The 13,063-nt window shown below is 55.5% G+C and carries 5 protein-coding genes; 2 read left to right on the top strand and 3 right to left on the bottom strand.

Features of this window, described 5'->3' with window-relative positions:
• Window positions 1-1,033 precede the first annotated feature (1,033 nt).
• Both ROY82_08625 and ROY82_08630 read right to left on the bottom strand, forming a co-directional pair.
• Complete coding sequence (locus ROY82_08625) at window positions 1,034-3,364, bottom strand: ABC transporter permease (GenBank protein ID MDT3682519.1); 2,331 nt, start codon at window positions 3,362-3,364, stop codon at window positions 1,034-1,036.
• Window positions 3,365-4,741: 1,377 nt separating this feature from the next.
• Window positions 4,742-9,613: a hypothetical protein gene (locus ROY82_08630; protein MDT3682520.1), complete on the bottom strand. Its 4,872-nt coding sequence runs from the start codon at window positions 9,611-9,613 to the stop codon at window positions 4,742-4,744.
• Between the two features lie 539 nt (window positions 9,614-10,152).
• Between ROY82_08630 and ROY82_08635 the strand changes: the two genes are divergently transcribed.
• Window positions 10,153-10,629 carry a hypothetical protein gene (locus tag ROY82_08635; protein MDT3682521.1) on the top strand — a complete coding sequence of 159 codons (477 nt, stop codon included), beginning with the start codon at window positions 10,153-10,155 and terminating at the stop codon, window positions 10,627-10,629.
• A gap of 260 nt (window positions 10,630-10,889) precedes the next feature.
• The gene (locus tag ROY82_08640; protein MDT3682522.1) at window positions 10,890-11,726 is read left to right on the top strand and encodes a hypothetical protein; all 837 of its coding nucleotides are present in this window, start codon (window positions 10,890-10,892) and stop codon (window positions 11,724-11,726) included.
• A 149-nt stretch (window positions 11,727-11,875) separates the two neighbouring features.
• Here ROY82_08640 and ROY82_08645 read toward each other — a convergent pair whose 3' ends face one another.
• Window positions 11,876-12,892, bottom strand: a complete 1,017-nt coding sequence (locus ROY82_08645; protein ID MDT3682523.1) for a hypothetical protein — start codon at window positions 12,890-12,892, stop codon at window positions 11,876-11,878.
• Between the last annotated feature and the right edge of the window lie 171 nt (window positions 12,893-13,063).

The raw sequence follows: 13,063 nt of genomic DNA on the forward strand, positions 1-13,063 counted from the left end.
GTGCTCCAAGCTGGCGGTCGAGTCCACGACTATAGTAGTCAGCGCATCTGAGATCTCGGGAAGGGCTTCAGAAACTAACTTCGGCTCCATCAGCTGACATAGTGTGCAGGTAGCATCAGTGAATACTAGCGTGGCTGGTAAGTTCGCTCCGATTCCTGTTTCGTCGAGAATCCACGCTGGCACCACGTCGCCAGCGAGTACAGCTGTTAACGCGGATGGGACGGAAGTGGACGTTGCACTAGATGTTTGCGAACACCCTGCTGCGATTTCAATTGCAGCTGATAAGTCGTTACCGTGGCCTGGGTCAAATCCTAACCAGCCGCCTACAACCATATTAGAACTATCTACAGCTAGCACAGCAGGAGCCAAGCTGGTAGCTAGAGTAGCTAGCCATTCTCCAAGTGTTTCCTCTGCAACGACGATGGACGTCTCTGGATCGCTATCCGCGAGGACAGTCGTTAGAGCCTGTGCAGATTCGAGTTGGGTTTGGTTTGCTGGAATGACAATCAGGGAAACGTGCAGTCCATCCGTGCAGGCTTGTTGGACATCCGAGAGGGTCCTAGCAGCGATAGCAATAGGCACTACACAGTAAGTACAATCTTCTCGATAAGCGACGGCTACAAATGGCCCTGAGAGTGGAGCCTCCACGACCTCTCCAAGAATTCTTCCTCGACCCGCACGATTAGTGTCGTCTCCTGCGCCACACGTTTCACAATCGCCTGAAGCCTGTACCTCACTACTTACTTCTTTAATAGGAGTAGAACCCTGGTCCCTGCCGAACGTGTAGATGATAAATGCAAAGCCGCCGATGAACATCAGGGCTAGAACTAAGAGCCACAATCTATTCACCACTACCCCCAATCGCCGGAGCAATCGGAGATCACGACGAAGGGGGATGGCGCACCCAAAGCTCTCGGGCAATGCTTTGCTTAAGTCAAGACTCTAGCAAAATACTTCGGACAACACCATGCTTTTGTGACCTGAGCTGCCCTTCAGCATAACCTTCTATGCCTCGCAACAGTTTTCACGATTGTCACTCACTTCGCAACACGCTCCAAGGGCTAAAGCGACTCAGCGCCACAATTGGAAAGATGACGGCGACTAGGCCGACGCCAAGCGCAACGAGAAACGCTAACAGCGTGGGCAAGATTGGAATCGTGAACTCCCAGGGCGCCAACGTCGCTACCCAGTAACTCACTCCAAGCGCGACAACAACTCCTACAACAGCCGCTGCCGAGGAGATCCGTAGTGCAGCCACGATAGAGTCGGCAGCAATGCGTGCAATAGGAGCTCCGAGCGCACGCTTAAGGGCATGCTCAGGCCTGCTCCGGAGCAACCGAACAGAAACGATTGTGGCTAGTCCTACGCCACCTATGACGAATGAAAGCCATGCGATTGCACGCCACGCTGTCGCCACATTCGCCATAGTTGAGCGAGCCATGCTAAGGTCGCCCGCCGGTTCGTGTACAACCGCAGGCGCGTACGCAGCTCCGTGACGCTCGTCAATCACCTGGGCGATTGTCGCTATCACTTGGCTATGGTCCGTCCTCGCCTCAACGACCACATGGAAGTCGGTCACGAGTGAACCACCAATGGGCATTTCCTGATCGCGCAGCCTCACAATGACCGAGTCGTACAGGTCACCTATGGAGACAACCGGTTGACTCGCGTATATCCCTACCACTTCGGCCTCGCCGCGGCTGGACGCTTCTCCGAAGCCCCCGGCACTTCCAAGCTGGAGATTCTGACCAACCACATCGGCGATAGCAACACCGGGAAACGCCAGTTCAGCTATATCAGGGCCGATGATCACCTCGGTTGGCTCCTCAGGCACTCGGCCAACGAGTAGCGGCCGTGGGAAGATATCGAAGAAGGCGCGATCCACGTTGTAAGCCACCACAGGCGAAGTTCCTTCACCGCCGGCAAGTGGGGTGACCAAAGAGACACCTTCCGCGGTGGAAGCGGCGAACCCGGCTACCCCAGGCAGAGAAGCTATGGCCCTCGCGTCAATGGAATCCAAAGGGGGCGGGGGGTAGACGGACGTTCGTGCGCCGAGAATCGCGGTGCTGACTACAAGCCTGTCACCACCAATCTCACTTAGGCGGTTCTGAAACCAGTCGAGAGTACCAACACCGATGGCTGAGGCCACTACGAGAGCAAGGGCTCCCGCAGCCATCCCCGTAAGCGCGATACCGTCCCAGACTGGCGGCGACAGCTGCTCACGCAACGCCTTGTAGATCGGCATCTTCAACGTCCACAATGCAGGAACTAAAGCGGCCACGAGAGAGATGAGCACCCCGCAACCTCCCGCGTATACTACCGCGGCGCCCGTGACTGTCACACCATCAACACCTGAGCCCACAAAACGTACCGCCAGAGGCAACAGTGCCACGCCCACGGCAGTGCCGGCACCACCTACGATTAGACCGTCAATCACTACGCGCGCGGCCGCTCTGACGGCAGTAGCTCCGATCGCCCTGCTCACGGCAAGTGACTTCGCTCTATCGACAGCTCTTAGACCTAGTGCGTTCGCCAAACTTCCGACTGTCGCGATTAGGGCGAGAATTACGATCCAGGCTGAACCACGACCAAGCTCGTCAGCCACTTCGTTACGGAACACCGCCTGGCTACCGAGCCAAACGTCGGAGGCCACGACTTCGGTCGCCCGCGCTATGGGTAGACGCGCGACTGCCTCGCGTACGCTCCGAGCGGCTACGGCCTGCTGGCCTGGCTCGAAGCTGACGTAGGCCTGCGAATCGGCCGGCCTGAAGTCCTCACCGAACGTAGAGAGTGCCGAGGAGAATGGGTGCAATGCGGCCACGTCCAAGCGCTGGAACTCTCCTACCTGATCAGGGATCGGCTCGAGCACACCGACTATACGAAACATCGATCCCCCGCCAGCGTCAACCAGTTCTCCTACTGCGTCCTTGGCACTACCGAAGAGTTCTGTAGCGATTACGGAACCGAGCACGGTGACGGGCAAGCCGATGACAGCGTCGCGTTCCTCGAGCGGCCGCCCCGCGGCAAGGTTTAGCCCCAACACCTCGAAGAGTTGCTCGGTTACCGGGACAAGCGTGACCCGAACGTTGTTACCCAACTGCGTCGAGCTCCCACCTATATACGCCACACGCTCAACACCCGGCAAATCGGCGAGTGACATCGCCTCTTCGTAAGTAATGCCGTAATCCTGGCCACGCTCCAAGACGAAACCTGGTTGAGGCGCAAAGCGAACGACCAAGACATTGGGCGCGAACTCGACAGCGAGGTCGTGGAGTTGCTGTTGCTGCCACTCCCTAACGCCAACAACAGCACCAAAAGCAGCTACGCCGATGGCGACCGACAGCACCGCTAACACGGTCTGCATCTTCTTCACTCAGCACCTCCTATGTCGACAGGATATCGAAAATCTCAGGTTGACAAGGCAAACATCAAGGCTTCAATAGCAATCCGAGCCTCGAACTCCCGTCTTTCCGCAACGCGTTGCCGTTTCGTTAAGGCATCAGTAACTTGGCTATCAGGGGCAAAGCGACCGCGGACAAAATGCGACCTGTTGCGCGGATACTACAGGTACTAGAAATCGTCGCCTGTACTTAGAGCGTCCCAAGTCAATGAGGGGCGTCGCCACAATTCATGGTCCGAATCGAATCCGAGGCCAAAGATGGATAAGCAATCAACATGCACTGAGGAGTCCTGTTCCCCTGATCGTCCCGCCAAGTCCTATCGAATGCCTTAACCAATTCTGAGACAAAGCTCTCATCATTTTCTCACTTGAGGCAGTGAGGCGTCTTCAACTGCCAGCTTCAACTACGCCCACTCTCAAGTCGGCGCGAATCCTATTCTCAGTTCACTCTCAAATCAAACTACCCAACTCTCAGGTACAACTACCCGCCTACACATGGTGCGGCGCGTGACGGCCGAGGGCCAAGCGTTCGTCGAGGCAGTAGAAGCAGATTCGGGCTGGAAGAAGTTCTTCAGTCGAGTTACTCAGTTAGCCCAAGAGGGAGTCCGGGTCTCGATTCCAGTGCTCCTCGATTATGGCCTCCGCCAACTAAGTCGGTAGCAGCCTCTTTAGCCACCGGTAGCACCACCAACACTAGCCCGGCTGACACGTTAAGGGTCAGCCGGGCTTCTTCTATCAACTTTCTATCTAATCTCTTTCAGACTGCAAGATTCCGAGCCGCCTGCAGCCAATTGCACCGACTTGAGACAGACTGCAGGGACTTCTGAGAACCAACAGCTCCATCTCACGTTGTTCTCATTTCACCCTCTATGTTCTCAGTTATAACTTCCCCTCTACAACAAACATACCTTGTTGGTTCCACTAATGGAAGACCGCGTACCGGCTATGCAACGCGCTGCTGTCGCACTTATGCTCTCAATTCTGAATACTCTGCACCAACGATTCTCATTACCTGTGCAGTTTTTGGGCGAGCCGGTTCAGCCTAAGATTCTCAGTGGCTGACTGTGAGACTGGTTCATTATCAGTAAAGTCCATCCAAACCCACGATTGCGGAAAAGGTAACCCTATCAAGAACAGGTCGGCTAATGCCCCACAACTGCATCAAAGCTAGTTGATCCCTCATCCACCAAAGGAGGGCGAGCCCCTCGCGACTAGCCGGCGCCAGTGTTAGGTGTAGCGCACCGCTACGGGTCTAGGGTCAAATCTTGCAGCCCTATCTGTTACCAACTCGGGATCAGTCTCCTTTATCTCACATGAAACATCTTTCTGGGAGCTGGAGCCTCAATCATCTTCTTGCAAGGAGAATACGCTCATCGAAATTCTCTTCCCATCAAGTTCCCGTACAGTACGAGTTGTGAAAGAGTCGAACTCCCTAGTCAACTCAGCCACTCGCTCCTCATCAATACTAGAAATCTCCGATACAGCTACATTCCCCATCGAATGAATTGAAGTTCCGAAGCGGAGTCCTGCATCTTCGCTAAGAAGCCAGCGGTCATGAATTGGGGACTTTCCTTGCGGTCCATACCCTGCCACACAGATGTCTATGTCAGGAATGGCCCCACCTGCCACATTGTTTCTCCAGTACGAACGATAGTAGCTCGCAATGTCACCAGAAACGCCCTTTTCCTTTTGATGGTACGCACTCGTAAGAACCTGAATATAGCAATCTGGGCGCTCTTCCAAGATGACGCTCAGCATGAAGAGCTCGTCGGGGCCAAAGTAGGGATCGGCAACTTTTAGGTAGGATCCGACCTTACTCCGGGCAAACTCGCGAACCTTTTCAATAACCTTTTCTCTCGAGCCAGGACCAGCAATCAATCCACCGCTCTTACCGATGACTCTCTTTGCCGCTTCTCTTGACCGTTCGCCACTTGCAATAGATACCCGGGCCACGCCTTGCACTAGGGTAGCTGCTACCTCGCAGCTACTAAGTGCACTTCTAAGTGGCTCGACCTTGCCAGATGGGCTCAGACTTTCATTCTGCACCGCCCACGCATAGACGCTTGCTACTCTATTCAATGCAGCCGAACCTGCCCTGCTTACATAAGGACTCGCCCTGTCAGAAGCGATTGGCCTCAGGATTCTCCCGTTGAGGTCAGCTAAGTGGCTATTAGCGATCTTCACTACCTTCTTGATGGGTAGGTGGCCTGGATCAGCAGTCCTCCTCGAGTCGCTAAGATCATCCCGCGCCTTAGAAACTGCAATGTGCTCACCAAAACTGAACGCTGTGCTTCTATTCCGTGCAGGGTCCCCATCCAATTGGGCCGCAAGGCGCTCAGCAAGACGTGGGCTAATCACGTGAGCTAAGTCAAGTATTGATCTTAGATGTGCGTCGACAGGTCCCGACACCCCGCGCTCAACCATTTCAATTGCGCTGGTTATGCAGGCCTGACTGATTTCAGAATCGGTTCGACGCGCCGCCTGTCCAACCGATTCGTAGCGGTCAAGCGCGTCCAAAACGCTACCAATTCTCGATGTCTCATCTCTGGCCTCTTTAAGTAACTCCTTCCGCAGCGCGGAGAGGCGATTGGGCATTACCTCTGCGAGCGAAGCCAGGACATAGGCACGGTCAGAGACGTTCGGAATGCTACGAGCACGGCTCGCGAGACTATCCCAGACGTGGCCTCCCGCCACCCTAAGGCCCGCTGCCATTCCGGCGATGAACACCGAGTAGCCCTCATGTTGGATTCCACCAGGGCTAGGAACCTTTTGCTCGGCAAGTACTTCTATGCGTTCCGCCAGAGTGTGCCTCTGCTCTGCAGTAATAATCGGACCACCACGCAATTTCGTGGCAGACAGGCAGATTAGTCTTGCGTATCGCGCCATTTGTTCGTCAGACGTGCTGTGTGAAAGCACAGACACAATCTGTAATGCGGTTGAGTAATCCAGGCGTATGAACTCTGGCGATCGCCAGGAAATTGGCTCACCTGGAGAAACTCGGTAGAAAAGGAATGAAGAGATGTCTTCAACGGCTTGGCCCCGTGCAAGCAGAGGCAATGACTCAAGTAGGTCAGTTGCTACTGCGTTGTGCGTAACGTAAAGAGCAGGGAGTATCGTGATAGTGCTAGCCACGTTCGCATATGGATCGTCACTCGGAAGCTTATGAAGATGGGGAATAATGTGCTCTTCGGCAATTGCGGATGCGAGGCCTTGGTCGTCTGCGCGGTAACAAGTAGTTACAAGCCTTGCCATAAGAGACAGTTTGTCCACCTGCGCAGAAACCAGTGAGACTAGTCCAATCACTTGCTCAAGGGCCTCTGCCGGGATTGCCTTTCTAGTTAAGAGCCCCTCGAAGGCACGGATGCTAATAGCGGCAAGCGTAATAAGCGAGAACTGCGGAGCGGCCGCCGCCGTAGGATCCTCTCGCTGGAGTTCGTCAGACCCATCAAGAACCGCACGAGCGACATCTGGCGCGCACTTTGCTAAGGCTTTAGCTACAATGTAGCCAACTGCAATTCGTTCCGACGGAATAGCGATACTAGAAACTTTATCCGCAGCCCAATTCGCTACCTTTTGACTCGCGCCACTTCCGATTCTATGTAGTAACTGCGACGAGGCGGCTAGAGCTCTAGCGGCGAACCCCGGACGCTCCCAGCCCCGCATATCCTGAAATCGTCGAGGGAGTGCCAAATCAACGTCGCTAGGAAGTGGTCCGGGCCTGTCTGCCAGCTCTTCGAGTATGAGCATCGTTTCCCGTTGCCGCAATATGGCACTTGAAACTCGGTCCAAGACTCCCAGAATTTCTTCCAGGCTCAATCCCTTGTTGCTTCCCTCGAGAATCTGAGTTCCAATCTCCACAAAGCCAAGGTTGCGCCTATACTCAGTGTTGATTCTCTCAACGATTCCCACCGCCTTGGCAGAGTCGGCCCGAGCGAGGGCTTGCAGTGTGTTCCGCAGCAAATCAAAGTGATTCGCAGTTGAGTTGACGACTTCATCTACCGCCATCTCGAGGCGATGGGAGACCTCTCTTACGACAACCTGCAAGGGAATAGCCTCAAGGCGTCTACTCTCGAGCTGATCTAGGAGTGCTGCCAGAGTTAGGGCCAGACAGTGTGAGCGCGTCGGTACGTCATGCATACCGACTATGTCCCTCACTACCCTGCCAAGGCGGTCTACCGCATCGCGCGATAGGCCTGAGCCAGTCGGCACTTGATTCATTTCGACCTTGAATAGTGAAAGCTCTAGGCGCACTACGTCGGCAGTCTTGCTACGTTCCCTAGCGATAGTACTGAGGCCAGCTATCCGTTTCAGGAGCGTTGAGACGCGCGCGCTTTGGGAAGACGCCTGCTCCGCTAGGGCCGCAGCCATCAAGTCGAAGTCCCTTAAGGTTGAAACGTAGTCGCTTGTCGAAGCTATCAACTCTAGAGCTTTCTCAACAACGTCTAGTGCATCCTCACGATCACTAGACCCTTCAAGCCAACGCAAAAGGAAAAACAGTTGCCTATCCGGCGCCAGGTCAGCTACAAGGTGGAAGACACCTTTGGCATCTCTACCGCTTGAGAATTGTGTAACCGTTCGAAGAATTGCGCGAGTCGTCTCCTGACTGTCTGACGGTGTCAACCCGTCTTCTCCGGCTTCTGGGACAGTCTCACCCTCTAGTCTGCTTCCATCTTGCGAACCCTCCATCGCTTGGGCCCGTGCCTCACCTACCTCTTGTCGCTCAACAAATCGGTAAGCATACTCAGGTGATACGTCAAGACTGCTAGCTACCAAATCGATAAGGCGCTGTCTGGATATCTCGGCGTCACTCTGAAGGAGCCGCTCAAACTGAGACTCCAGGTCAACTCGAAGTTCTTCGAATCTTGAGGGGTCCCGCTTCTTTAGTAGTGAGCATACGGCCGCAAGAGATGCCGCGCGGTCCTCGAGGATGGGCGCGCTTTGCGCCAACGCTATGGCTTCATCGATCTCGCCGAGGACTGCAAGGGCGTCTACGTGAGCCTTCAAACCTGCACTCGAATCAAGTCCTAGAAGCGTCGAGCACAACAGGGATAAGCGAAAGATGTCTGTGTAATCACCAATATGCAATGCTGAGTCAAGTCCGTCTCGAGCATGTCGCAAGACTGGTAAGAATGACTCTGCTGCCTCAAGTCGATCCACCAAGAAATCACCAGAGGTAGCCGCAACCACGTCTTCATTTCGGCCTTCTACGCGATAATAAGCAACAAGTTGCTCACGTCTCTTTGGGTCTGACGATTCCTGCAAATCCCCGATAATTAGGCCAAGTATGTCGCTTCGCCGAGTGGACAGCAACTGCCTCGCGTGCTTGCGATGCTCTTCTGTGACATACTCCAGCGTTCCGGTGATCGGAGAAACTCTCAGTGTGGGGATTCTTTCGAGGAGAGAGTTGACACCCTCCACTTGCTCGCCCAATACGCGCGCTGCATCCGCAATTGTGTAGGGCCAAAGGGCGAAAGCTACCAGCCCCGCCAAAGCACCTAACTGCCCGTCAAGGTCTATGCTGGCCCATTCACGAGCTACGTATCCCTTAAGGTCTTTTGGGGCGTCCTTGAGTAGTTCCTCCGCCTTACGGCCGCTCCTGATCTCACGAACAAAACTCGCCATGAGGCCGGGCATTTGGCGCGACTCCCGATATATTGCTTCGATAACTGAACTTTCTAGATCTAAGTCCTCGAATAGTTCTCTTGCTTCTGGTAACGAAAACAACTGCACAGGGCAGTGTCGCACCTCTAGCTTACTGAGTAATTCATCCGGCAGAACGGATGCATCGCCACTTACAACGAACTTGAACCCTTGCCTGCCGAAAGGCAACACTTTCCAAACGATGTCATCTCGAAGTGCGCTTTGGGCCTCGCTAAACTCCTCAAGCCCATCAACAACAATTACTATTCTTCCCCCGGGTCCCTGACGCCGGGCTTTCGTTTGGAGGGAACTGATTAGTGTTCGGAACTCCGCCTCGGGCACCTGAACTTCATGCCGCATTTCTCCGAAGAGTATGTAGCGGGCTTGATTCGCCAGGTCGGCCATTAGGTAGTGGGGATCTGTTGCTAGCGAGGAAAGTGGACGAATGAAGAGACTTAGACCGGCCTCAGCGGTTCGCATCGCAACCTGAGCAAGCAAGGTCGTCTTGCCTGAGCCATCGGCACCTTCGACAAGAACTACGTCTGCGCCTTGGTCATCAATGAGGTGCAACACGGTGTCGACGACGCTCTCCCGTCGCACACTTTCAGTTGCATCTTGCGGAAAGGTTAGAGAGATCTGGGTACTGTCTACTAGAATTGCGTCCACATTCCCCCATTAGGCGCCTATAGCCCTACACACGATTGACAAATCCAAGGTCAGTATCTCAAACTGCTCTAACATTTTACCGCGCCGGGACAATAGACGGACAGCCAAGAAGGTCTCATCAAGGTTTCTCGCTGGAAAGCCCTTCGGCCGATTTCTACTCCGTGATGCCTTTCACGCCCCTGAATATTGGAAGGAAATCCCAATCGCTGACATGGCAACTGGGTGCGCTGAAGACTGACACTGGCCAGTAAGAGCCCAAGGCGTCCTCATTCACCAACGCGATGTTGGCTACATGTGACTCTCGCCATTTACAAGCCGTGCCGACCCACCAAGAACTGTTATGACTAATGCTGATGGGCTGGGACGAGTCAACAAGGGGGGAAAGAGTGAAGAACGTACAAAAGCGATTGGCTTTCCTTTTGCCATTGGTCCTTATCACGGCTGCAATGGGGCAAGAGTTCGTGTTCGGCACACATGCAGGCATGAGCGTATCTGAAGTCCTCGCTACCATACCCGGAAGCGAGCAGCAGGTCCCAGCCGGACGCTCAGGGAACGTTCCGCCCAATGCAGAGTTTCATGTCAGGTTCGAGACAACCGTTGCGGGTGTCCCATTCATAGCTTCCTTCGGTTTTGTCGATGGAAACCTTCGCCATGTCGAGGCTGTCTCCTTCTCCGAGGGACGCCAGGATCAAGAGGTGTTCGCCGTAAGACGCTTGCTGCAAGCGTTCATCGACCATTTCGGGCCACCCCTGACTCATGAGGACAAAGTAGCCCCCAAAATCCCCCCAATGTTCATGGATGACCTCAACACAATCACAGCAGAGTGGTACAAATCCGCTGTCTCGGTCAAGATGACCTACTCAATCCTAAATGGCAAAACCATGGGCTCCGTCATAATCTCACACGTGCCCAGCGGGCTGTAAGGAAGCTGAACTTACCCCCGGTGTATGGGTTGTAAGCGGTCGCCCAATAGCTCTTTGCGAGAATTACTTGCATGAAATCGGCGCCCAGCCCATTGCGCAGCTACCGCCCTAATTGCCGCATAGAACGCGCTAGATGCCGTTACGGGCGTACTCTATATGCTGCCCATGAAGAGGACCCTTTCGCGTGGCAGCGCCGCTACGGTGTCTCAGATACCGTTAGCGAGTGACAGCCCCTGCAAACTACGGCGCTACGCTGGGTCATGCGCAAAGACGAGTTCATAGCAGGTGAAGAGTGGGCCTACCGGCGAGAACAGCAACTCGGCCTACCAGCCGCGCGCGTTCAACTAGTAGCGATGCCCAACCGCAAGGGCGCCGTAAAGGTCAAAGTCCGCCACATGGACGGCGAACTCGAGGGCATGGAGGAGTTCGTGACCCCCACCCACCTGCGTTGCCGCTGGAAGGACTGGAAGCTCGTGGAGCGCGACGAGCAGAAGGAGATCGCCTTCCTCCAGCACATGGCTGACGAGCCACCTGTCGACCCCGTCGTCGCTCAGGCGGCAAGCGAGGTCCTCCTATCGACCGGGGAAGATCTTCTGATCCTCGAGAGACGGAGCAACTATACGAAGCTGTGGGACATCCAGATCCCGGGCCTCGAACGAGTCGCGCAACGTTGCGGCCTGACAGAACAAGCCTGGACCAAGTGGCCCAGCTTCAAGGACCGCGAAGGGCACTACCTCGTACCCACACAGGTCCTTATCGACATCGCCATCGCCTTCGCCCAAGCCGAACCGGAGACGGTTCACCTGCACCTGGACCATGAAGCCAGTCGACTCCTACAAGATCAGGACCAGTGGGGCCAGGACCGCCGCTCGAACATGATCCAAGCGATGCCGGCGCACACCTTGGCGCGCCACTGGGCCGGCGGGATGCGAGAGCACAGGTACCTTCGGGACCGGGTCCGCGAGCTCGAACTGCTGGTCGAGTACACGATCACCGCCCTCGAAGCCAGCGGGGAGACCCGCAAGGCGAACTACGCCAGGCGCCGCCTCGAAGCGGGTTACAACCGCTCGCTTGCCCTACAACTTGCCCTTGAGTAATTACCTCACATTTGGAGTATCTAGATGAGCAGGTTTCACAACTAATTGGGCGTTGTCCGCTTGCGCAAGAACCGCGCTTATGAAGGTCGCACCCAACCCTTCAGCACGTACATGTGAAGGTTCCCGCATGTCGAGAGGATTATCGAGCTTCAGATGCGTGATAACTGGCTCACTCGATGCTTTTCCTCCGCGTTCGCCTTCTTATGCCTGGGCCATCGGCCCGGACGATTGGCTGCCTCACGATACTTGCGTTCATCGTAGCGAGCTTCGGACTCCTGCCAACGGATGATGCTCCCCGCAACTTGCCCAGCCGCTGAGTAGGTAATGACGGGGTATTCGGGAGCCGAACAAGCGACCTCTACGACCAAACGCGCCAGCTTGCGCGAGATGCTAGCTTCTCCCGCCACGTTGATAAGGCGCAGGAGCCTTGAAGACGACGCCTCCGGATCATCCCTCCTGATCACGTCCGACCACACCGAAGCCGACTTGCTGCAGAAGAACCGCAGCATGATGAGTAACGGCTCCACGAGGTGGACGGGGTGGACGAGCCCGCATACCTCCGGGAGCCTCTCACGGATGAACCCAGGGGTGATGTGACCCTCGAAGTGACGGAAGTCGAGCCTCCGCCCCCTAGCCGGATGGTTCCGCAGGTACGCGAGCACCTGACCCTCTTCGACTGTCGATTCGACTAAGCCGAGCCTCAGGACGGGTGAAATACGGTTGTCTTGCCGAGCACGGATTGCGGCCTTCGGTTCTCTCCCCACCACATGCACTATTAGTGCTGCCAGCCGTTGGTTGAAATGCTCCTCGGTCTTGGCGGTGAGTATTGAGATACCGTGCGTGACCGCGACCGCGAGCAATGCCGGTGAGGGAACGCCGACCATGGCGTGGTCGTTCGACCCCTTCTCGCCGCGGCGCCCAGCCAAGTCGCTGTCTCGACCTTCACAGTACTTGCGCCAAACAGTTGCCAGTGGGTCGCAAAGGCCGTCCGCTAGGCCTGCTGGCGAAGCGAAGAACACCAACCGGCACAAAGCGCGCAGGTCATCGAAGAATTCTAGCGGCGACATGATGACTCCGGGCCGGAGCTCGAACGCGCCTCGACTACGCAGCAAGTCCAGCACATACTGCTGTGCGTTCACTACCTCAGGGTCAGTTATGGCCGGCATAGGAATCAATCGCAGGTCATGTCCACACGGGAGCCCCGAGCGGGCACGTTCACTTCCCACCTCAGCCGGATTCATGCAGGCCCGGACCGAACCAACACGGCTCGATTGGATTGGTTTCACGCCACCATCGCGGCGCGGTAACCCATGTGGCAGATTGCAACCGGAACACAC

This window comes from Truepera sp. (assembly GCA_032027045.1).
Classification (GTDB): Bacteria; Deinococcota; Deinococci; order Deinococcales; family Trueperaceae; genus JAAYYF01.